The sequence below is a fragment of the Curtobacterium sp. MCBD17_023 genome, from assembly GCF_003224415.1.
In the GTDB taxonomy this organism is placed as follows: domain Bacteria; phylum Actinomycetota; class Actinomycetes; order Actinomycetales; family Microbacteriaceae; genus Curtobacterium.
In genome coordinates, this window is the sequence record NZ_QKLJ01000007.1 from 31,119 (window position 1) to 52,049 (window position 20,931).

Sequence of the window (20,931 nt, forward strand, 5' to 3'; positions counted from 1 at the left end):
CACCCGATCCTACGGTCTGGAGCACCCCGCGAATGTGCGGCATCGTCGGCCTCGTTGCGCAGGGGCCTGCAAACCAATCCATCTACGACGCACTGCTCCTCCTGCAACACCGGGGACAGGACTCGACGGGCATCGCCACCGTCGACGGGCACGTGCACCACATGCACAAGACCCGCGGTCACGTGCGCGAGGCCTTCCGCACCCGTGACATGCGGGCGCTCCTCGGGACCATGGGTCTCGGCCACGTCCGGTACGCCACCCGTGGCGCCGCGACGAACGAGGAAGAGGCCCAGCCGTTCTACGTGAACGCGCCCTACGGCATCGTCCTGGTGCACAACGGCAACCTGACGAACACGCGTGAACTCACGCGGGAGCTGTTCGACATCGACCGCCGGCACCTCAACACGACCTCGGACACCGAGCTGCTCGTGAACGTCCTCGCGCACGAGCTGCAGGGCCAGGTCCGCGGCAAGCACCTGGACCCGGGGCAGGTGTTCGACGCCGTCGAGCGCGTGCACGAGCGGGTCGAGGGCTCGTACGCCACGATCGCGACGATCGCCGGGCACGGCCTGCTCGCGTTCCGTGACCCGTTCGGCATCCGTCCGCTCATCCTCGGGCACAAGTTCGACGACGCGGGGAAGAGCGAGTGGGTCGTCGCGAGCGAGTCCCTCGTGCTCGAGTCCGGCGGCTACGACATCGTCCGTGACGTCGCTCCCGGTGAGGCCGTCTTCATCGAGATGGACGGCACGATGCACGCCCGACAGTGCGCGAAGGACCCGCGGCTCGTCCCGTGCGCCTTCGAGTACGTCTACCTGGCCCGTCCGGACTCCGTGATGAACGGCATCTCGGTCTACGACGCCCGTCTCCGTCTCGGCAACCGCCTGGCCGACACCATCGAGCAGTACGCGCCGACCGGTGACATCGACGTCGTCATGCCGATCCCGGACTCGTCCCGACCGGCAGCGATGCAGGTCGCCCAGAAGCTCGGCATCGAGTACCGCGAGGGCTTCTACAAGAACCGCTACGTCGGCCGGACCTTCATCATGCCGGGCCAGGCGGAGCGCAAGCGCAGCGTCCGACAGAAGCTCAACGCGATGTCGTCCGAGTTCAAGGGCAAGAACATCCTCATCGTCGACGACTCGATCGTGCGGGGCACGACGAGCCGCGAGATCGTCGAGATGGCCCGTGCCGCCGGCGCGAACGAGGTCACGTTCACCAGCGCCGCGCCGCCGGTCCGCTACCCGCACGTCTACGGCATCAACATGCCGACCCGTGCCGAACTGATCGCGCACGACCGCAAGATCCCCGAGATCAACACGGTGCTCGGCAGCGACCACCTGATCTACCAGGAGATCGGCGACATGCGCGACGCGATCATCGAGGGGTCCGACGTCCCGGACCTCGAGATGAGCTGCTTCACCGGTGAGTACGTCACCGGCACGGTGTCGCCGGAGTACCTCGCCTGGGTCGAGGCGAACCAGCTCAGCTGACGTCGGTCCGGAGCATCGGGACCACGGACTGGAGGGGTCGCGTCCGCGACCGCAGCCTCAGCGCTCGGGCTGCCCCTGCTCGTCTGCAGTGGGCTCGGCCGTCGCATCGGTCGGGGACGCCGGGCCGGTGGCGGGGCCGTCGTGGTCCTCGAGCTCGCCGTCGACCGTCTCCGGGACCGGGTCGACCGTGACCCGCTCGGCGGTCAGGCTCGCCGCTCGGCGGGACGACACCCGGTCGAGGACGACCGCGACGAGCGCACCGACGAGCATGCCGATCGAGACGCCGTAGAGGCCGAAGTACCCGACGAGCCCGGCGAAGCCCGTCGTCTCCTGCTGGTCGCCGCGGTCGAGGCCCATGGTGAGCGCGACGACGACGACCGTCACGAGGAAGCCGAGCACGGCGCCGCCGAGGATGAAGACGCTGAAGCGTGGGGCGCGTCGGATGGTGACCTGGTCCGGGGAGGTGACCACGTCGGGTGCCGGGACCGGACGCTGGTCGGGTCGATCGGTGTCGCTCACCGTCCCATTGTCCCCCACCTTGGGAGGAGGCTCGCGCGGCAGTTCATCCACTGGACGCGAGATGATGGTCCGGTACCGCGGGGTTTCGAGACGGGAGGTGCGCGATGGTCGACGAAGCCGACCCGGGTGACCGCCGTCCGATGCGGGCTCCCGCCCGGTTGTCATGGCCGGTGCTCCGCCGCCGAGAGGAAGACCGGGCCGTCGCGGTCGTCGCCGATCACCGGTGGAGCGTCGCGCTCGTCGGTGCGCCCGGACTCGGGAAGACCACCGTCGCCGCCCGCGTGACCGACCGCGTGGTCCGACGAGCGCCGGACCCGGCACCCCTGGTCGTGCCGATCACCGCGGTCGCCGCCGGTTCCTCGATGCCGTTCGGTGCGGTCTCGGACCGGTTCGGCGACGTGCTCGGCGACGACCTGACGGAACCGGTCCCGGCCGAGGAACTCCTGCGCCGCGCGGCCCGGACGGAGGGTCGGGAGCTCGTGCTGCGGGTCGACGACGCGGACCTGCTCGACGCGCTGTCCGCCCGCTACGTCGCGTGGCTCGTGCGCGACCACGGCGCGCGGCTCGTCCTCACCTGCCGCGACTTCACGGCGCTGGCCGAACCGCTGCGGGCGCTCTGGCAGGACGACCTCCTCGAGCGGATCGACCTCGTGCCGCTCGACGTGGACGAGACGTCCGCGCTCCTGGAACGCGCGCTCGGTGCCCCGCTGGAACCCGCCTCGGTGGAACAGGTGCACCGGGCGACCGAGGGCAACCCGCTGTACCTGCGCGAGGTGGTCCGTGCCGGTCTCGCCTCCGGCGCGCTCGAGCACACCGCGCTGAGCTGGTACTGGCGCGGGCGGGTCACCGCGTCCCACAGCCTGGCCGACATGTACCGGACCGAACTCGCCGCGCTCCCCGGCGACCTGCGCGACGTCGTGGAGATCGTCGCGCTCGCCGAGCCGATCCCGGTGTCCCGCCTGCTCGCCCTGGTGGACGGGAGCGACCTGGACCGGGCGGTCGGCCTCGGGTTCGTGCGGATGGACTCCACGGGCACCGGCAGCCCGGTCGCACGGTCGTCCCACCCCCTCGTCGGCGACGTCGTCCGGGCCCTGGTGCCCGTCGCCCGACGGACCGCCCTGTTCGCGCGAGCCAACGCCTTCCGCACCGACCGGCAGGAGGGCGCACCGCCGGCGGCACGTCTCCGCGCGATCCTGTGGGCGCTCGAGTGCGGTGTCCTGCCGCCCGTCGACCAGTTGCTCGACGCAGCGCGGATCGCGAACGGCCTCCAGGAGCACGAGAGCACGATCGCCCTCACGTCCGCCATGCTCGGGGCGGTCCTCACGCCGACGGAGCGGGTCCGCACCCACTGCCTGCGCTCGCTCGCCCACGGGTACAGCAGCGGACGCGAGGCCGGCCGGGTCGACGCGGAAGCCGCCTGGTGCCTCGCCACGTCCGGCGTCGACGTCGACGACGTCGCGGTCGTCGAGGCGTGCGAGACACTCGCCAACCTCCGGCAGTTCCACGACGACGACGCCGCGTCCGCCGTGACGCTGACCGAGATCGCCGTCGAACACGTCGGCCCGGCCGCGCGCGAGCAGCTGCGCGTCCTGCGGCTCTCGCACCTCGGGTGGGGCGGCGAATTCGCCGAGATCCGACAGGAGATCGAGCGCTCCGGGGTCCTGCACGCCCCGGCGATCCCGCGGTCCTTCCTGCCCATCGCCGCGTGCGCCGTGATGGCCCTCGGCACCGGCGGGCGGCTCGACGACGCGAGGCGACTGGCCCACGCCTGCCTGGCGACCGCCACGGTCCACCTCGAGGACTCGCCGTGGACCGTCGGGGAGGTCGTGTCGGTGCTGCACCAGGTCCAGGTGTGGCGCGGGGACATCGCCGAGATGGTGACGCAGGTCCCGCTCATCCGGGCCGACCCGTTCCTCAAGTACGACTTCACCCTCGAGCTCTTCGGCATCGGGAACCGGGCGCTCGGGGAGCGACGGTGGTCCGACGCCGTGACGGCCTTCACGGCCGCGTGTGAACGGTACGAGGTCATCGACCCCGGCGGCTTCTCGGCCTACGCGTGGTCCCGTCTGGCCATGTCCCAGGCGTACGCCGACATGCCGGACGCAGCAGCCGAGTCCGTGGAGCGGGCGCGGACCACACCGCTCCGTGCCATGCGGATCCTCGGCGACCAGATCGAGACGACGATCGCGTGGACCGAGGCGCTGCTCGGGAACCCGTCCGGGCTCCGGCGGGCCGACGAGATCATCGCGCGCGGGACGGCGGCGGGTGCGTGGACCCACGTGCTCTACGCGCAGACCCTGCACTACGCGATGGACGCGATGGCCGGTCGGGACACCGCCGCGTCCCTCGCGCGGATGCAGGAAGCGGCCACCCGCGTCGACGGGCCCCTGGCCGCGGCGATCACCGGGTACGCCGACGCCCTGCGGTCGGGTGACCGCGCGTGGATCGCCAGCGCCCAGGCCGACCTGGCCGCGTGCGGCATGGCCGTCACCGCGGGCCGGACGAAGCAGCCGCTCACGAAGCGCGAGTACGAGGTGGCCGAGCTCGCCGCCCAGGGGTACTCGAACCGGCGGATCGCGGACCGACTCGGGTTGTCGGTCCGGACGGTGGACGCACACATGTCGCGCGTGTTCGCGAAGTGGGACATCCGCGCACGGTCGGAGCTCGTCGAACTCGTCTGAACACAGAACGAGCCGGGGATGGACCGGGCCGGGCACGGAACGGCCCGCGCACGGAACGGCCGGCGCACGGAACGGTCTGAGCAGGACGGAACGGTCTGGGCAGACCGCAGAAGAAGTTGCGGGATGCAGCACGACTCGCCGCTGCCGTTGACACACGGCGCCCGGTTTCGCGTAGCGTGGAATGCGTCGCCGGGTTCGGACCCGTTCGGGTCGGGTCCGAATCCCGGCGGCTTCACAAAGGCTAGAGAAGCGGGTGCACGGTCCACATCGGTAGGACCTACCTAATTCCCCCGGGTACCGAGACCGACGGCGTGTCACCACGCCGCCGGGTCAGGGCAGGCGGACCGGCAGGAACGCGGCGATGTCGGCCCGTGAACCGGACGCGCTGACGCGGCGGGTGGTCTCCGGGTCGTCCCAGTGCTGCCGACCCGTCGCGAGCGCGAGCCACGTCGTCGCGTCCGTCTCGACCACGTTCGGCGGCGTGCCGCGCGTGTGCCGCGGTCCGGGCACGGCCTGCACCGCGGCGAACGGCGGGACCCGCACCTCGACGCTGTTGCCGGGCACGTCCTCGGCCAGGCGCTGCAGGGTCCAGCGGACGGCCGTCGCGATCGAGGAGCGGTCGGTCGCGCCGGCGGTGACGGCGTCGAGCGCGGCCCGGCCGACGGCGTCGTCGATGGTCTTCGGCGGCATCCCCACAGGCTAGCCGGTGCACTACGGGCGGCTCATCGGGCTCGGTAGGGTGATCGGGTGCGAATCCTCGTCCTCGGTTCCGGTGCCCGCGAGCACGCGATCATCACGGCCCTCCTGGCAGAACAGGCCGGGCACGTCATCACGGCAGCGCCGGGGAACGCCGGCATCGCCGCCGACGTGGAGACGGTGTCGCTCGACCCCACGAACGGCGCACTCGTGGCGGAGTACGCGCTCGAGAACGACGTCGAACTCGTCGTCGTCGGACCGGAAGCGCCCCTCATCGCCGGCGTCGCCGACCCGCTCCGCACCCGGGGCATCCCGGTGTTCGGTCCCGGCAAGGCCGCCGCGCAGCTCGAGGGGTCGAAGGCCTTCGCCAAGCGCGTCATGGCCGAGGCCGGCGTCCCGACCGGACGTCCCGTGTCCGCCGGCACGGTGGACGAGGCAGTGGCGGCGCTCGACGAGCTCGGTGCTCCGTACGTGGTCAAGGCGGACGGGCTCGCGGCGGGCAAGGGCGTCCTGGTGACCGAGGACCGCCAGGCGGCGATCGACCACGCGACCTACTGGCTGCAGCACGGACACGTCGTGGTCGAGGAGTTCCTCGACGGGGAAGAGGTCTCGCTGTTCTTCCTCAGCGACGGGCACGACGTCCGACCGCTGTCGCCCGCGCAGGACTACAAGCGACTGTCCGACGGCGACCTCGGACCGAACACCGGCGGCATGGGCGCGTACTCGCCGCTGCCGTGGCTCGACGACCGCTGGGGATCCGAGCAGGCCTTCGTGGACGAGGTCACCGAACTGGTCGCCCTGCCCACCGTCCGCCAGCTCGAGCACGAGGGCACGCCCTTCGTCGGACTGCTCTACTGCGGGCTGATCGTCACCGAGCAGGGCGTGCGGGTGATCGAGTTCAACGCCCGCTTCGGCGACCCCGAGACCCAGGTGGTGCTCCCCCGCCTCGCGACCCCGCTGAGCGGCCTGCTGCTCGCCGCCGCGTCGGGGCAGCTCGGCTCCACGCCACGACCGGAGTTCCGCGACCAGGCGGCCGTCACGGTCGTCCTGGCCAGCGAGGGCTACCCGGAGAGCCCGGTCACCGGCCGGACGATCACGGGTGTCGACGCCGCGAACGCCCGCGACGGCGTCGCCGTGCTGCACGCGGCGACGGGCGCCCTCGACGGCGACCTCGTCGCGACCGGCGGCCGGGTGCTCAGCGTCGTCGCCACCGGGGCCGACTTCGCCGAAGCGCGCGACCGCGCCTACGCCGGCCTGCACGACATCACGCTCCCCGGCGCGCAGTTCCGCACCGACATCGCCGCGAAGGTCGTCCGATGAGCGCCGCCCCGGACGTCCAGGGCTGGCGACACGTCTCCTCCGGCAAGGTCCGCGAACTGTACGTGCCCGCGTCGACGGCCGACGTCGCCGGTGCCACCGAACTGCTCCTCGTCGCGTCCGACCGGGTGAGCGCCTACGACTTCGCGCTCGAGCCGCCGATCCCGGGCAAGGGCGAGCTCCTCACCCGGTTGTCGCGCTTCTGGTTCGACCAGCTGCGTGACGTCCCGAACCACCTGCTCACCCCGAGCGGGACGACGACGCCCGTCCCGGCATCCGTCGAGGCACGCTCGATGCACGTCATGCCGCTGCGGATGTTCCCCGTGGAGTGCGTCGTGCGGGGGTACCTGGTCGGCAGCGGCTGGGCCGAGTACCAGGAGACCGGCAGTGTCTGCGGTGTACAGCTGCCCGCCGGGCTGGCGAACGGTGACCGCCTGGCGGAGCCCATCTACACGCCCGCGTACAAGGCCCCGCAGGGCGAGCACGACGAGAACATCTCGTTCGAGCGCACCGAAGAACTCGTCGGCCCCGCGGACGCCGCGGCGCTGCGTGACCTGTCCCTCGCCGTGTACTCCGAGGCGGCGGCGATCGCCCTGCAGCGCGGTGTGGTCATCGCGGACACGAAGTTCGAGTTCGGCCGCGACGCCGACGGACTGATCCGGATCGCGGACGAGGTCCTGACGAGCGACTCGAGTCGCTACTGGGACGCAGCGGCGTACGAGTCGGGCAACCGGACGGACTCGTTCGACAAGCAGATCGTCCGCGACTGGCTCAGCGCGAACTGGGACCGCACGGGGACCCCGCCCGTGCTGCCGGACGAGGTCGTCGAGCGGACGGCCGCGCGCTACCGCGAGCTGATCGAGCGCCTCGGCGCCTGACCGCATCCCGGCCGGCGGGAGACCGACCGGGCAGGCGGCCGATCGGGCAGGCACCCGGTCGGGCAGGCAGCCGGTCGCGCTGCCAGTCGGTCGCGCTGCCCTCCGGTCAGGCCGGGTCAGGCGTCGCGGGACACGACCACGACGGTCAGGTCGTCACCCGGGTCGTGTTCGAGCGCCCGGCCCCGGACACCGGCCAGGAACGTCGACAGGTCCGGCGACTTCCGGTGGAGCGCACCGAGCCGGGAGAGCGACGCCAGGGTCGAGTCCCACAGCTCGAGGGCACCGTCGCTGACGAGCAGCAGGGTGTCACCCGGTTCCAGGACGAGTTCCCCCGCCGCGCGGTCCATCCCGATCGGGTGCAGGCCGACCGGCAGGTCGAGCGACCGCAGCACGGTCTCGGTGCCGTCGGCGTGCAGGTGCAGGACGAGTCCGTGCCCGGCGTCGACGAACGCCAGCCGACCGGTCGCCGTGTCGAGCCGCCCGTGGAACAGGGTCGCGAAGGCCTCGGCGGCGCTGAGGTCCGGGGCGACCTGCTCCTCGAGCCCGGCGACCGCGGTGGACGGGTCCTCGTGCCGGCGGGCGAGCAGGGCGCCGCGCATGCCGGCCGCGAGCAGTCCGGCGGCCATGCCCTTCCCCATCACGTCCGCGATGGTGAGGTCCACCGTCCCGTCGTCGATGCGCCAGTCGTGGAAGTCGCCCGACACGATGCCGTGCGGGATCGACGTCCCGCCGATGGTCCAGCCGGGCAGGTCGACGGTGTGCGGCTGCAGCCCGGAGAGCACCGTGCGGAGGCGGTCGTCGTCGAGACCGGTGGCGAGTTCGCGCTCCGCCCAGACGCCGAGTTCCTCGAGCAGGGCGACGTCCTCGGGGGCGAGGGCACGCGGGTTCGGGTCGATCAGGCAGAGCGTCCCGACCTTGGTCGCGTCGGCACCGACGTGCAGCGGCACCCCGGCGTAGAAGCGGACGTTCGGGTCGTTGTTCACCATCGGCAGGTCGGAGAAGCGCAGGTCGTCCCGCGCGTCCGGCACGACGACGGGGCCGTCCTGGTCGAGCGTCCGGCCGCAGAACGTGTCCAGGATGGGCGTCGACCCGGGGAACACCTGGTCGGACTGCTGCGACTTGTGGAAGAGCACGTCGTCGCCGGCGAGGTTGAGGAAGGAGCCGGAGACGCCGAACGCCTCTCGGGCGATCCGGGTGATGCGCTCGAACCGTTCCTCCGGGCCGCCCTGCACGACGTCGAGTGCGGCGAGCAGCGCAGCACGACGAGCCGCGACGGGAGCGGAAGCGGGGATCGTCTGCTCGACGTGCTCGGTGCTCATGCGACCACGCTAACGCGGATACCGGACAAGCCCTCTCGGAGTTCACGGAACGCATGACCCCAGTCGACGGGCCACGCGCACGACCCCCCCGGCACCGCGCACCGCGCACCGCGCACCGCTCGCGCACCGCTCGCGCTCAGTCGGCGTCGGGGACCGCGTCCCACTCGTCGCCGTACCGCGACAGCACCGACCAGCGGTCGACCGGCCAGGTGATCACGAACGCCCGACCGACGACGTCCTCGACCGGCACGTTGCCGTGCACGCGCGAGTCGGCGGAGTTGTACCGGTTGTCACCCATGACCCAGACACGGCCGTCCGGCACCGTGATCGAGAAGTCCTCGCTGGAGACCCGGTTCACGTCCGCCGGCAGGCGCACGTACGGCTCGTCCACCGCGTGCCCGTTGACCGACAGTCGGCCCTGGGCGTCGCAGCACTCGACCCGGTCGCCCGGCAGCCCGATCACGCGCTTGATGAGGTCCTCGCCCTGCCCCGGGGCGAGCCACGCGTTCGGGTCGCGGAACACGACGACGTCACCGCGCTCGAGCGACATGACGTCGGGCACGAGCTCGTTCACGAGGACCCGGTCCCCGACGAGCAGGGTGTCCTCCATCGACTCCGAGGGGATGTAGAACGACCGCACCAGGAACGCCTTCACCAGGAAGGACACGACCAGCGCCGCCACCACGATCACCACGAGGTCGCGCAGGAACCGGGCCGTGGACCGGCCACGGGTCTGCTCGGTCGCGGCCGACGGATCTGTCTCGCTCAATGGGTGACCACGACCTTCACGACGGAGATGACGAGCGCGACGGCGGCGAGCACGAGGCCGCCCCAGAGCCCGAGGAACGACGGCTGCTTGCCGCGGAACCGCTGGAGGAACACCCCGACCAGGCCGATGCGGACGACCAGGATGACGACCGCGGCGGTCTGCGCCCACTCGGCCGGTACCCAACCGATCCACGCAGCCGCGTAGAGGACGGCGGGGATGAGTCCCGAGGTCGCGATCGGGTTGGCGTTCCGGGTGATCACCGCGACGGACTCCCGCCGCGCCGTGTCGTCGGCGGTGTCCCCGATCGCGTGTGCCACGAGGTGCGCGAGCACGTGCGCGAGGTACGTCAGCACCGCCGTCGCGAGCACGGTGAGCACGGCGGCTCCGTGGTGGATCTGCTCGGGCGAGACCGCGATCGCGACGGCGAGCACGGTGATGTTGCCGTAGATGTACGACGACATCCGGTCGCGGACGTGCTCGACCGGCAGGTCCTGGGGGCGTGGGCGACCGCGGCGTTCGGAGGGCATCGGTCCATCTTGGCCCGTCCCCGTCGGGTCGGACCGACGAGCGACCGGGTTCGATGCCAGGGTGGACCGGACCGCGCACCGACGCACGGTCGGGACGGAGGCCCGGATGACGAACCGCAGACCACTCGCCCTGGTGACCGGGGTGGGCCGCCGAGCCGGCATCGGTGCCGCCATCGCGACCCGTCTGGCGGCGGACGGCTGGGACCTCGCCCTGAGCTGGTGGGGTCCGTACGACGAGCGGGTGCACGGAGCCGCGGACCCGGAGGGGGTGGACGCGGTCGTGTCGGAGTGCGAGGCCGCGGGGGCTGCCGTGACGCGCCTCCCGGTCGACCTCGCCGACGCCGAGCAGGCGGCCGCGCTCGTCGGCCGGGCCGAGGCGGAGGCGGGCGCTCCGGTGACCGCGGTCGTCATGTCGCACTGCGAGTCGGTGGACTCGGACTTCGCGACGACCACTGTCGAGTCGTTCGACAAGCACCTGGCCGTGAACGTGCGGGCTCCGTTCCTCATCGTGCAGGCGTACGCGCGCCGGCTCCGCGAGGGGGCCGACGCACCCCTCGACCAGCGACGCGTGATCGCCCTGACGAGCGACCACGTCGGCTTCAACCTGCCGTACGGGACGAGCAAGGGCGCGCTCGACCGACTCGTCGTCGGTGCCGCGATCGAACTCGGGGACGCGCGGGTCAGCGCGAACACGATCAACCCGGGGCCGAACGACACCGGGTGGATGACCGACGAGATCCGGCAGGCCGCCGTGGACCAGACCCCGCTCGGACGCGCGTCGACGCCTCGGGACACGGCCGCGCTCGTCGGCTTCCTGTGCGGGCCGGACGGCGGGTGGGTGAACGGGCAGCTGCTGAAGACCGACGGAGGCTTCAGCGCGAAGTGACGCGTTTCGTTGACGTGTCACCATGATCGGCGCACACTGAGGACATGCACTCGCAGGACCTCCTCGCCGCGGACACCGGGATGGGCGCCGTCACGCTCCGGGTCGCCGACCTCGACGCGATGACGGCGTACTACCGGGACGGCGTCCGTCTGACGGTGCTCGCGCAAGAGGGCGGCCGCGTGGTGCTCGGCCGTCCGGCTGCCGCGGACGCCCCGGGAGGACTCACCGTGCCGGTCCTGGTCCTCGAGCACGAGCCGGCGCTCCGGAACGCCGGCCCGGGGCAGGCCGGCCTGTTCCACACCGCAGTGCTCTTCGACACCCGGGCCGACCTGGCCGCCGCCCTGTACTCCGTCGCCACCGGCTACCCGCAGTCCTTCACCGGCAGCGCCGACCACCTCGTCAGCAACGCCTTCTACTGCACGGATCCCGAGGGCAACGGCGTCGAGCTCTACTGGGACCGCGACCGGACGCAGTGGTCGTGGACGCACGGCTCGGTCGACATGGACACCGTGTACCTCGATCCGAACGCCTTCCTGCAGGAGCACCTGACGGCCGAGGCGCTCGAGCACGCCGGATCACGACCGGGCCGCGTCGGCCACGTGCACCTGTCGGTCGGGGACGTCGCCACCGCGGAGGCGTTCTACGTCGACACGCTCGGCTTCGAGACCACCGCGGCGATGGGCGGGCAGGCGTTGTTCGTCAGCGCCGGCGGGTACCACCACCACATGGCGATGAACACGTGGAACTCGCGCGGGGCCGGACGCCGACAGCTCGCCCTCGGGCTGGGCCTCGTGCGCATCGAGGTGCCGGCCGACGACGACCTGGGCGCGCTCACCGCTCGGATGCGCGACGCCGGCGTGCAGACCGCGGACGACGGTCGGACGGTCGCGTTCGAGGACCCCTGGGCGAACCGCATCGAGGTGACGACCGCCGGTCGCGGGTGAGCCCTGACCCACCGGCGGCAAGCCCGACCCGCGCTGGCGGCCAGGCGCACCCGGCAGGATGGTGTGATGACTGACGAGATCCGGTGGGAGGTGGTCGAGGAGAGCGCGCTGACGCTCACCGACCACGAAGCGATCGCGGCGATGCTGGCGCAGGCCTTCCCGAGCTGGTCGCACTGGTACGTCGGCGGCCGGAGCTGGGCGGGGATGCAGCCCGAACGCCGGGTGGTCGGTCGCACCGAGGACGGCGTCGTCCTCGCCCACGTCGGCATCCGGCGGATGTTCGTGACGGTCGGCGGCGAGGACGTCCTGGTCGGCGACACCGGCCTGGTCGGGGTCGCACCGCGGCTGCAGGGCACGGGCGTCGGTCGCGAGCTGATGGACCGCGTGCACGACGTCCTCGACGGCCTCCGCGTGCCGTACGGGTTCCTCGGCGCGGGTGAGGACCGGATCCCGTTCTACGCACACATGGGCTGGCACGAGTTCCCCGAAGCGGTCGGTACCTTCAGTGCATTCACGGCGGACGGCGCCGGCGTCTCGGAGACCGAGCAGGGCGGGTGGATGGTCCGTCCCGTCACGGCCCGGCTCGAGGACTGGCCGGAGGGACCGATCCTCCTCAACGGCCAGCAGGTCTGACGCCGGGGCACCGGACGCAGCCGGACGCACGGGAGGCGCGGTGCGAGTCGGACTCGCACCGCGCCTCCCGGCGGTTCCCGCGTCGACTACGCCTCGACGGCGACCGCCTCCGCGTCCTCGTTCGAGCCCGGAGCGGTCGGCACGACGGCGGCGCGCACACGGGCACCGAGGTCGGGGTCGACGTTCGTCCAGTAGGCGAAGACGCGCTCGCGCAGGTCGTCACGCGTCACCTTGGAGACGTGTCCGGCGATGTTGCCGACCAGACGCTCGCGGGCGGCGTCGTCGAGCACCTCGCGGTAGAGCGTGCCGGCCTGACCCCAGTCGTCGTCCTCGGGGTGCAGCGTCGCGGCGGAGCGCTGGAGGGCGCCGTCGGACTCCCACCCGGGGACGTCGTCCGTCGCGTTCGGGTCGGCGTGCGCCCCACCGAGCGTGTTCGGGGCGTACACCGGCACCTCGGCCTTCTGGAAGTCGAAGCGCATGGCGCCGTCCTTGGAGTACGAGTGCACCTCGTTCTTCGGGGCGTTCACCGGCAGCTGCGCGTGGTTCGTGCCGACGCGGTAGCGGTGGGCGTCCGCGTAGCTGAAGATGCGTGCGAGGAGCATCTTGTCCGGGCTCGCCGCGATGCCGGGCACGAAGTTCGACGGGGCGAAGGTCGCCTGCTCGATCTGCGCGAAGTAGTTCTCCGGGTTGCGGTTCAGCTCCATCGTGCCGACCTCGATGAGCGGGTAGTCGGCGTGCGGCCACACCTTCGTCAGGTCGAACGGGTTGAAGCGGTAGCTCGCGGCGTCCTCGTACGGCATGACCTGCACCTTGAGGGTCCAGCGCGGGGTGTCACCACGCTCGATGGCCTCGTACAGGTCGCGGATGTGGAAGTCCGCGTCCTCGCCGGCGATGCGGTCGGCGTCCTCCTGCGTCAGGGTCGCGTGGCCCTGCTCGGTGAGGAAGTGGTACTTCACCCAGAAGCGCTCGCCCGCGGCGTTGATCCACTGGTAGGTGTGCGACCCGAAGCCGTCCATGTGGCGCCACGACGACGGCAGACCGCGGTCGCCCATGAGCCACGTGACCTGGTGCGCCGACTCCGGGGAGAGGGTCCAGAAGTCCCACTGCATGTCGTGGTTGCGCAGGTGCGAGCCCGGCAGGCGCTTCTGCGAGCGGATGAAGTCGGGGAACTTGATGCCGTCGCGGATGAAGAAGACGGGGGTGTTGTTGCCGACGAGGTCGTAGTTGCCCTCTTCGGTGTAGAACTTCAGCGCGAAGCCGCGGGGGTCGCGCCAGGTGTCGGGCGAGCCCTGCTCACCGGCGACGCTCGAGAAGCGGGCGAGCATCTCGGTCTGCTTGCCCGGCTGCAGGAACGCGGCGCGGGTGTACTGCGACACGTCCTGCGTGACGGTGAAGGTACCGAACGCACCACCGCCCTTGGCGTGGACGACGCGCTCCGGGACGCGCTCGCGGTTGAACTGCGCGAGCTTCTCGACCAGGTAGTGGTCGTGCAGGGCGAGTGGGCCGTCGGCCCCGACACCCATCGAGTGCTGGTCGCTGGAGACCGGGGCCCCGCTGTTGGTCGTGGTGGTGGGCGTGTTCTGGTCGGACACGGTTCCTCCTAGGTGGAACGGTTGGAACGGGTGGAACGGTTGGATCGGTCGGGGTGGCTCGGGTTGGTCTCGGTGGGCGGCGCCGGACAGCGGGCGCGCCTGAGGGGGGCCTGCCGGGAGGCCCGTGCGACGTGGGCGGTCAGCCCACGCCGGGTGCGGCGACGGGAGGCGCAGCCGCGGAAGGCGTGGTCGCGGGAGGCGCGGCTGCAGGAAGCACGGCACCCGTCGGCTCATCGGCCTCGTCCACCTGCTCCGCCGCAGCGCACTGCTCACAGATACCCCAGTAGGTGACCTCGGCGGTGGTGACCGCGAAGCCGTGGGTCTCCGACGGGGTCAAGCACGGGGCGTGACCGACGGCGCAGTCGACGTCGCCGATCGCGCCGCACATGGTGCAGACGATGTGGTGGTGGTTGTCGCCGGTCCGGCGTTCGTACCGGGCGGGGCTGCCGGCCGGCTCGATCCGACGGACGAGCCCGGCGCCGGTCAGCGCGTTGAGGACGCCGTAGACAGCCTGGTGGCTCGTCGTCGGTAGTTCACCGGCGAGCGCGCTGACCAGGTCGTCCGCCGTGGTGTGCGGGGACGCCTCGATCGCCCGGAGTGCCGCGAGCCGAGGAGCGGTGACCCGGAGTCCGGCTCCGCGGAGGAGTTCGGTGTCGTCGACCATGCGGAGCCTTTCTCTTGCAGCGTTCAAGACAACGCTCACAGTACACGGCGGATACCCTTCCGACGCCAACGCCACATGGGCGTTGCGGAATACGATGTGTCACGATCCGGTCGCGATCAGCTGAGCATCGCTCGACGGGGGTGGACCGGCCGGTAGCGTCCAGCCATGTCCATGCAGCAGGCCGGCGCGACGCCGGCGAACACCGCTCAGGACGCCCGGGGGACCATCGCGCAGCGGGACCTGGTCGTCGACCTCATCCGGACGGCCTGCGTCGTCCTCGTCGTCGTCGTGCACGTCACGATGGTCGGGGTCGGGTCGGACGCGTCCGGCATCCGGGTCACGAGCCCACTGCAGGAACTGCCCTGGTACGTCGGGGCGACCTGGGTCGGCCAGGTGATGCCGCTGTTCTTCGTGGTCGGTGGGTTCGCGAGCGCCGTCGGATGGCGCAGCACCGTCGCCCGGGCCGGTCACGGCGGCGACCCAGCCCGGGACTTCATCGCGACCCGGCTCGTCCGGCTGTTCCGCCCCGCGGTCCCGCTCTTCGTGGTGCTCGCCGTCGGCCTCGGCATCGCCACCGCGGTCGGGACGCCCGCCGACCTGCTCGGCGAACTCGCCTTCGGCATCGGGTCCCCACTGTGGTTCCTGGCGGCGTACGGCATCACACAGTGCTGCGTCCCGGGCATGGCCCGGCTGCACGCGCGTGCGCCGTGGCGGACCCTGCTCGCGCTGCTCCTGCTCGCGGCCGCGATCGACTCGGTCCGCCTGGCGTCCGGCATCGTCGAGGTCGGCTTGCTCAACCTCGGCCCGGTGTGGCTCTTCGCCCAGCAGCTCGGGTTCCTGTGGGTCGACGGCTGGTTCGCCCGACGGTCCCGGCTCCTGCTGCTCGGCATCGCCGGCCTGGCGTACGCCCTGCTCGTACCCCTGACGTCCGTCGGCCTCTGGGCACCGGACATGCTGCAGGACCTCAACCCGCCGATGCTCCCGCTGGCGTTCCTCGCCGTCGGGCAGGCGTGCCTCGTCCAGCTCGTGCACGCACCCCTGACGCGACTGATGGCGGCCCGCCCCGCACAGGCCGTCGTGTTCCTGCTCGGCCGCGACGGCATGACGATCTACCTCTGGCACCTGCCGCTGTTCATCCTGCTCAACGGGGTCGGCCTGCTCGTGGGGCTGCCGTTCCCCTCCCCGGGGTCGGGCGTGTGGTGGGCCACCCGCCCGGTCGCGGTCGTCGTGCTCCTCGCCGCCACCCTCGGTGTCGCCCGCCTGGTCCGTCGCGCCGACCGGCCCCTCCCCCGCCTGACGCCCGGGTCGGACCGCCCGGCGTGGCCCATGCTGGCGGCCGGCGCCGTGTGCACGATCGGTCCCGCGTTCGCGGTCATGCAGCTCCACCTCTCCTTCCCGCTGGCGCTCGTCGGAGGGGTCGCGATCCCGCTGGGCGTGTGGCTCCTCGCGCGCACGGTGCCGGCGGAGGAGGCGGCGACGCCGGTGCCGAGCGCGGGACGCATGTAGGGATCCTCATACGCCGGGGCCGTGTCGGGCCTCCCGGCCGAAGGAGGATGACTCCCGCAGCGCGACCCCGGGAGGCACCCCACGCCGTCACCCTCCGAGTTCTGGAGCACCTGGCACGTCGACCCCCTGGCGACGGCGCTGGTCGTCGTCGGGGCAGCCGTCTACGGCCGCTGGGTCCTCGCCGCCCGCCGCCGCGGCGCGCGCTGGCCGTGGTGGCGGACCGTGGCGTTCGTCGCCGCGCTCGGCCTGTTCGCGACGCTGCAGTCCGGCATCGTGGGACAGGACGACCGCCAGCTCCGGTGGGCGTTCGTCCTGCGGCTCGCGACGCTGTTCTTCGCGGTGCCCGCGTTCGCCGCGGCGGCCGGCCCGCTCGCGCTGCTCCGGACGGGAGGCCCGACCCGCCTGTCCGGGGCCGCCGACGCCGTCCTGCGGTCCCGTCCGGCACGGCTGCTCGGCAACGCGATCGTCGCGCCCCTGGTGGCCCTGGCCGTGTTCGGCGTCCTGCTCACCCCGCTGGCGGGCGTGCTGCGGCAGTCGTTCCTCAGCACCGAAGCGGTGACCGTCCTCGTCCCGGTGCTGGGCTTCCTCCTGTTGGCACCGCTGTCCGAGGTCGGGGTGCTCCACTCCTCCGCCTTCGCGACCGCCGAGTTCCTGCTCGCGTTCGTCGAACTCGTGCTCGATGCCGTGCCCGCGGTCGTGATGCGGGTGAGCGGCCACGTGCTGGACGGTGCCGGCCGGACCACCCTGCACGTGCCGTGGACACCGTCGCCCCTGCAGGACCAGCACCTGGCGGGCGACCTGCTGTGGTTCATCGCCGAGGTCGCGGACGTCCCCGTGCTCATCGCCCTGTTCGTCCGGTGGCAACGCTCGGACCGCCGCGAGGCCAGGGCCGTGGACGACCTGACGGACGAGCAGATGGCGGCGCTGACGCGGGAGCACCTGCGGCGTCGATCCTGACGGGGGCAGTGGGTCCCGCGCTGCCGGGCTCCCGCGGCTCCACGCCCCGCGGCTCCCGCGGCTGCGCGCCCACGGCCGCCGCCGTGGTCCCGCGGCGCCGTGGCCGCGCCGCCGGCACGCCGGAGCCCCGGCCCCTCGTGCGAGGGACCGGGGCTCCGGCGGCGCGACGAGCGCGGGCGTCGTGCGGCTAGGCGCCTGCGTGCTTGCCGTGGTGCTCGGTGGTGGCGAGCTCCTCCTCGGCGGTGGCGGGTGCCGGTGCCGAGGCGTGTGCGGCGACGTGGTCCTGCTCCCCCGCTGCGGGACGACCACCCGTGACCGGTCCGCTCTCGGCCGGTCCACCGTCGGGCTGCGTGGCGACCGCGCCGGTCTGCTTCCACGCGGCCGTCTGCTTCGGCTTCGTCAGGAACAGGGCCGCGACGATCGCCGCGATGAGCACGACGGCCGGCAGGACCAACGACTGGCCCATCGCCCGCGAGAACGGGTCGAGCAGGAAGCCCGGCAGGGACCCCGTCTGCTCGGCGCTGATGCCGGACCCACCGGACCGGCTGGGGAACTCCGCGCGGATGCGGGCCTCCATGAGGGCGGCGATGCCGGCGGAACCGAGCACCGCACCGATCTGACGGGTGGTGTTGTAGACGCCCGAGCCGGCGCCGGCGAGCCGCGGCGGCAGGTTGCGCGTCGCGGACACGGAGAGCGGTCCCCACATGCAGGCGTTCGCGAGCCCGAGGAGCGCGCTCGGCAGGAGCACCCAGCCCCAGTCGGCGTTCGCGGCGATGAGGGCGCCGAACCAGAACAGCCCGCCGGAGAAGCAGGCGAGGCCGAACGAGGCGACCCAGCGCGGGCTCCAGATGTTCAGCCGCTTGCCGACGTAGGGCGCGAGCGCGGCCGAGAGGACGGCCTGCGGGACCAGGAGGAGCGCGGCCTGCGTCGGCGAGAACCGGAGCACGTCCTGTGCCCACAGCATGATCGGCAGCGCGAAGGACGCGATGGCAACGCCGACAGCGGTGATCGCGATGTTCGCGAGGGTGAAGTTGCGGTCCGTGAACAGGCCGAGCGGGAGGAGCGGCTCCCCCTTCTGCACGCCCTGCCAGACGACGAACGCGGCGAGCACCACGATGCCGGCGATGATGAGCGACCAGACGGAGATCGGACCGGTGATGGTGCCCCAGTCGTAGGTCTCGCCCTCCTGGATGCCGAAGACCAGCAGGAAGAGCCCGACCGCGGACAGCACGACGCCGAGCAGGTCGAAACGGTGGCGGTTCGTGGCGAAGGACGGTACGAACTTCTGCGCGAGGACGAACGCGACGACGCCGACGGGGACGTTCACGAAGAAGATCCACTCCCAGCCGAAGCCGTCGACGAGCAGGCCGCCGAGGATCGGACCGACGAGCGAGGCGACACCGGCGACGGCACCCCACAGGCCCATGGCGGCACCGCGGTTCTGCGGCGGGAAGATGCGGGTGATGACGGCCATCGTCTGCGGGGTCATCATCGCGGCACCGAGGCCCTGCACGACGCGGGCGAGGATCAGCACCTCGATCGAGCCGGCGAGCCCGCACCAGAGACTGGCGAGCGTGAACACGACGAGGCCGACCTGGTACAGCACCTTCGGGCCGAAGCGGTCACCGAGGCGACCGGTGATGAGGAGCGGGACGGCGTACGCGAGCAGGTACGCACTCGTCACCCAGATGACGGCGTTGATGTCGGCGTCGAGTGCCTGGGAGATGGTCGGCGTCGCGACCGAGACGATCGTCGAGTCGACGAGGATCATGAAGAAGCCGACGACGAGTGCCCAGAGCGCTGGCCACGGCTTCTTGCCGTGCTCCAGGTCGGCGGCGGCGGAGGCGGATGTCATCGAGTGGTGTCCTTGCTGTTCTGGAGGTGTTCGTCGGGGAGGGCCGGGCCTTCCCAGGGGATCTGACCGCTGTCGAGGCGGTCGGCGATGGCACTGAGCCACTCGAGTTGCGCGGTGAGCATGGCACGCGCGTACGACACGTCGAGCCAGTAGTGTTCGGCGAGGCCCTTGGCTTGGAGGCCCGCGGCGGCGTCGTCGTACCCGTCGCGCTGCGTGCGCAGTGCGGCGATGCGCGCCCGGAGCGCGGCGGCCACGTCCTCGACGGGGAGGTTGTCCACGTGGGACACGGCGAGCCCGAACTGCGGGTACTCGTCCGCCGGCTCGGCGACCATGCGGCGGAGGCCCGCCTCGAGCGCCGCGCGTCCGGCGTCCGTGATCGCGTAGGTGGTCCGCTCGGGCCGGTTGCCCGCGCGGTCGGTGCCGACGACCTCGGCGTACCCGAGGTCCGCCAGACGGCCGACCTGGTGGTACAGCGTGCCCGGTCGGACCTTGACGTTCCGGTCCTCGCGACGCTGCAGCATCGTCTGGAACATCTCGTAGGGGTGCATCGGCGCCTCGGCCAGCAGGCCGAGCGCCGCGAACGCCAGTGGCGTCAGGTCGGGCACGGGGCCTCCGGTGTTCGATGCCGATTGTTCGAAGTGGAACATACGCCTTCGAACAGTCCTCCACAACCGCTCCGGCGGGTCGTGGGCGGCACCTAGACTGTTCCTGTCCCCACCCGACCCCTGTGCTGGAGTGAACACGTGCCAACGATCGTCGTCGAGGTCATGCCGAAGGCCGAGATCCTCGACCCCCAGGGCAAGGCGGTGGGCAACGCCCTCGCCCGGCTCGGCAAGAACGACCTGACCAACGTCCGCATCGGCAAGCGATTCGAGGTGTCGGTCGACGGCCCCGTCGACGACGCCAAGCTCGCCGAGGTCCGTGAGATCGCGGTCGACGTCTTCTCGAACGCCGTCATCGAGGACGTCGTCTCCGTGAGCGTGGTCGAGTGACGATGCGCATCGGGGTCATCACCTTCCCCGGCTCGCTCGACGACCGCGACGCCCAGCGCGCGGTCCGCCTCGCCGGTGCCGAGCCCGTCGCGCTCTGGCACGGCGACCACGACCTGCAGGGCGTCGACGCGATCGTCCTGCCCGGCGGATTCTCGTACGGCGACTACCTCCGTGCCGGCGCCATCGCCGCGAAGGCCCCGATCATGGCCGAGGTCATCGACGTCGCCGGCAAGGGCATGCCCGTGCTCGGCATCTGCAACGGCTTCCAGATGCTCGCCGAGGCCCGCCTGGTGCCCGGCGCCCACACCCGGAACGCCCACCAGCAGTTCATCCGGCGCGACCAGGTGCTCCGCGTCGAGAACGCCGACACCGCCTGGACCGCGGGCTTCGACGCCCAGCAGGAGATCACCATCCCGCTGAAGAACGCCGACGGCCGGTTCGTCGCCGACGCCGACGAGATCAAGCGCATCGAGGACAACGGCCAGGTCGTGTTCCGCTACGTCGGCGTGAACCCGAACGGGTCGATCGACGACATCGCCGGCGTCTCGAACGAGCGCGGGAACGTCGTCGGCCTCATGCCGCACCCCGAGCACGCGACGGAGCCCGGCTTCGGCCCGGACACCCGCGCTGCCATGGCCTCCGGCACGGACGGCCTGACCTTCTTCACCTCCGTGATCGAGCGCGCGCTCGTCAAGTGACCGCGACT

20 protein-coding genes are annotated in these 20,931 nt (G+C 72.0%); 11 read left to right on the forward strand and 9 right to left on the reverse strand.

Translation table 11 applies throughout. The features are described from left to right. Positions 1–32: 32 nt before the first annotated feature. Entirely contained in the window at positions 33–1,490 is a 1,458-nt protein-coding gene (gene purF / locus DEI84_RS10120; RefSeq protein WP_110823510.1) for an amidophosphoribosyltransferase, read from the forward strand. A 57-nt stretch (positions 1,491–1,547) separates the two neighbouring features. Here the strand turns inward: purF and DEI84_RS10125 are convergent, their stop codons facing one another. Continuing rightward, positions 1,548–2,009, reverse strand: coding sequence for a hypothetical protein (locus DEI84_RS10125; RefSeq protein ID WP_110890730.1), 462 nt, complete (start codon positions 2,007–2,009; stop codon positions 1,548–1,550). Positions 2,010–2,113: 104 nt separating this feature from the next. Between DEI84_RS10125 and DEI84_RS10130 the strand changes: the two genes are divergently transcribed. Then, the gene (locus tag DEI84_RS10130) at positions 2,114–4,690 is read left to right on the forward strand and encodes a LuxR family transcriptional regulator (RefSeq protein ID WP_110890731.1); all 2,577 of its coding nucleotides are present in this window, start codon (positions 2,114–2,116) and stop codon (positions 4,688–4,690) included. Positions 4,691–5,020: 330 nt separating this feature from the next. Here the strand turns inward: DEI84_RS10130 and DEI84_RS10135 are convergent, their stop codons facing one another. After that, complete coding sequence (locus DEI84_RS10135; protein ID WP_110823507.1) at positions 5,021–5,380, reverse strand: sterol carrier family protein; 360 nt, start codon at positions 5,378–5,380, stop codon at positions 5,021–5,023. A 57-nt stretch (positions 5,381–5,437) separates the two neighbouring features. Here DEI84_RS10135 and purD point away from each other — a divergent pair, with 57 nt between their 5' ends. Further along, positions 5,438–6,706 (forward strand): phosphoribosylamine--glycine ligase, encoded by a 1,269-nt coding sequence (purD, locus tag DEI84_RS10140; RefSeq protein WP_110890732.1) that lies wholly within the window; start codon positions 5,438–5,440, stop codon positions 6,704–6,706. After that, positions 6,703–7,581, forward strand: a complete 879-nt coding sequence (locus DEI84_RS10145) for a phosphoribosylaminoimidazolesuccinocarboxamide synthase (protein ID WP_110890733.1) — start codon at positions 6,703–6,705, stop codon at positions 7,579–7,581. Before purD ends, DEI84_RS10145 begins: the two co-directional genes overlap by 4 nt. A 116-nt stretch (positions 7,582–7,697) precedes the next feature. Here DEI84_RS10145 and DEI84_RS10150 read toward each other — a convergent pair whose 3' ends face one another. From DEI84_RS10150 to DEI84_RS10160, 3 genes are all read right to left on the reverse strand, one after another. Continuing rightward, on the reverse strand, positions 7,698–8,900 hold the full coding sequence (locus DEI84_RS10150; protein ID WP_110890734.1) for a GAF domain-containing SpoIIE family protein phosphatase: 1,203 nt from the start codon (positions 8,898–8,900) through the stop codon (positions 7,698–7,700). Positions 8,901–9,036: 136 nt separating this feature from the next. Then, positions 9,037–9,669: a signal peptidase I gene (gene lepB / locus DEI84_RS10155; protein WP_110890735.1), complete on the reverse strand. Its 633-nt coding sequence runs from the start codon at positions 9,667–9,669 to the stop codon at positions 9,037–9,039. After that, entirely contained in the window at positions 9,666–10,196 is a 531-nt protein-coding gene (locus DEI84_RS10160) for a hypothetical protein (RefSeq protein ID WP_110890736.1), read from the reverse strand. The genes lepB and DEI84_RS10160 overlap by 4 nt, the downstream gene beginning before the upstream one ends. 106 nt (positions 10,197–10,302) lie before the next feature. Here DEI84_RS10160 and DEI84_RS10165 point away from each other — a divergent pair, with 106 nt between their 5' ends. The 3 genes from DEI84_RS10165 (at position 10,303) to DEI84_RS10175 (ending at position 12,659) form a co-directional block, all read left to right on the forward strand. Beyond that, a complete protein-coding gene (locus DEI84_RS10165; RefSeq protein ID WP_110890799.1) occupies positions 10,303–11,082 on the forward strand; it encodes an SDR family oxidoreductase in 780 nt (259 codons plus the stop codon). A 44-nt stretch (positions 11,083–11,126) separates the two neighbouring features. Continuing rightward, on the forward strand, positions 11,127–12,026 hold the full coding sequence (locus DEI84_RS10170; protein ID WP_110890737.1) for a VOC family protein: 900 nt from the start codon (positions 11,127–11,129) through the stop codon (positions 12,024–12,026). A gap of 66 nt (positions 12,027–12,092) precedes the next feature. Beyond that, positions 12,093–12,659, forward strand: a complete 567-nt coding sequence (locus DEI84_RS10175; protein ID WP_110890738.1) for a GNAT family N-acetyltransferase — start codon at positions 12,093–12,095, stop codon at positions 12,657–12,659. 86 nt (positions 12,660–12,745) lie between these two features. Here the strand turns inward: DEI84_RS10175 and DEI84_RS10180 are convergent, their stop codons facing one another. Both DEI84_RS10180 and DEI84_RS10185 read right to left on the reverse strand, forming a co-directional pair. After that, on the reverse strand, positions 12,746–14,251 hold the full coding sequence (locus DEI84_RS10180) for a catalase (RefSeq protein WP_110890739.1): 1,506 nt from the start codon (positions 14,249–14,251) through the stop codon (positions 12,746–12,748). Positions 14,252–14,390: 139 nt separating this feature from the next. Further along, a complete protein-coding gene (locus DEI84_RS10185) occupies positions 14,391–14,915 on the reverse strand; it encodes a Fur family transcriptional regulator (RefSeq protein ID WP_110890740.1) in 525 nt (174 codons plus the stop codon). A gap of 165 nt (positions 14,916–15,080) precedes the next feature. Here DEI84_RS10185 and DEI84_RS10190 point away from each other — a divergent pair, with 165 nt between their 5' ends. Next, positions 15,081–16,421 carry an acyltransferase gene (locus DEI84_RS10190; protein WP_110890741.1) on the forward strand — a complete coding sequence of 447 codons (1,341 nt, stop codon included), beginning with the start codon at positions 15,081–15,083 and terminating at the stop codon, positions 16,419–16,421. A gap of 138 nt (positions 16,422–16,559) precedes the next feature. Continuing rightward, on the forward strand, positions 16,560–17,378 hold the full coding sequence (locus tag DEI84_RS10195) for a cytochrome c oxidase assembly protein (RefSeq protein WP_110890742.1): 819 nt from the start codon (positions 16,560–16,562) through the stop codon (positions 17,376–17,378). A gap of 187 nt (positions 17,379–17,565) precedes the next feature. On the opposite strand, the gene DEI84_RS10200 is transcribed toward DEI84_RS10195, so the two are convergent. Both DEI84_RS10200 and DEI84_RS10205 read right to left on the reverse strand, forming a co-directional pair. Then, the gene (locus DEI84_RS10200) at positions 17,566–19,233 is read right to left on the reverse strand and encodes a DHA2 family efflux MFS transporter permease subunit (protein ID WP_110890743.1); all 1,668 of its coding nucleotides are present in this window, start codon (positions 19,231–19,233) and stop codon (positions 17,566–17,568) included. Further along, complete coding sequence (locus DEI84_RS10205) at positions 19,230–19,838, reverse strand: PadR family transcriptional regulator (protein ID WP_258371755.1); 609 nt, start codon at positions 19,836–19,838, stop codon at positions 19,230–19,232. Before DEI84_RS10205 ends, DEI84_RS10200 begins: the two co-directional genes overlap by 4 nt. A gap of 138 nt (positions 19,839–19,976) precedes the next feature. Here DEI84_RS10205 and purS point away from each other — a divergent pair, with 138 nt between their 5' ends. Continuing rightward, a complete protein-coding gene (purS, locus tag DEI84_RS10210) occupies positions 19,977–20,225 on the forward strand; it encodes a phosphoribosylformylglycinamidine synthase subunit PurS (RefSeq protein ID WP_110823495.1) in 249 nt (82 codons plus the stop codon). A gap of 2 nt (positions 20,226–20,227) precedes the next feature. After that, positions 20,228–20,923, forward strand: coding sequence for a phosphoribosylformylglycinamidine synthase subunit PurQ (gene purQ, locus DEI84_RS10215; protein ID WP_110823494.1), 696 nt, complete (start codon positions 20,228–20,230; stop codon positions 20,921–20,923). Positions 20,924–20,931 lie beyond the last annotated feature (8 nt).

Coding starts and splice junctions, on each gene's coding strand:
- DEI84_RS10170 (WP_110890737.1), top strand. CDS start 11,127: ATGCACTCGCAGGACCTCCTCGCCGCGGACACCGGGATGGGCGCCGTC.
- DEI84_RS10185 (WP_110890740.1), bottom strand. CDS start 14,915: ATGGTCGACGACACCGAACTCCTCCGCGGAGCCGGACTCCGGGTCACC.
- DEI84_RS10190 (WP_110890741.1), top strand. CDS start 15,081: ATGTCCATGCAGCAGGCCGGCGCGACGCCGGCGAACACCGCTCAGGAC.
- DEI84_RS10175 (WP_110890738.1), top strand. CDS start 12,093: ATGACTGACGAGATCCGGTGGGAGGTGGTCGAGGAGAGCGCGCTGACG.
- purQ (WP_110823494.1), top strand. CDS start 20,228: ATGCGCATCGGGGTCATCACCTTCCCCGGCTCGCTCGACGACCGCGAC.
- DEI84_RS10145 (WP_110890733.1), top strand. CDS start 6,703: ATGAGCGCCGCCCCGGACGTCCAGGGCTGGCGACACGTCTCCTCCGGC.
- DEI84_RS10160 (WP_110890736.1), bottom strand. CDS start 10,196: ATGCCCTCCGAACGCCGCGGTCGCCCACGCCCCCAGGACCTGCCGGTC.
- DEI84_RS10200 (WP_110890743.1), bottom strand. CDS start 19,233: ATGACATCCGCCTCCGCCGCCGCCGACCTGGAGCACGGCAAGAAGCCG.
- DEI84_RS10130 (WP_110890731.1), top strand. CDS start 2,114: ATGGTCGACGAAGCCGACCCGGGTGACCGCCGTCCGATGCGGGCTCCC.
- DEI84_RS10135 (WP_110823507.1), bottom strand. CDS start 5,380: ATGCCGCCGAAGACCATCGACGACGCCGTCGGCCGGGCCGCGCTCGAC.
- DEI84_RS10165 (WP_110890799.1), top strand. CDS start 10,303: ATGACGAACCGCAGACCACTCGCCCTGGTGACCGGGGTGGGCCGCCGA.
- purF (WP_110823510.1), top strand. CDS start 33: ATGTGCGGCATCGTCGGCCTCGTTGCGCAGGGGCCTGCAAACCAATCC.
- DEI84_RS10150 (WP_110890734.1), bottom strand. CDS start 8,900: ATGAGCACCGAGCACGTCGAGCAGACGATCCCCGCTTCCGCTCCCGTC.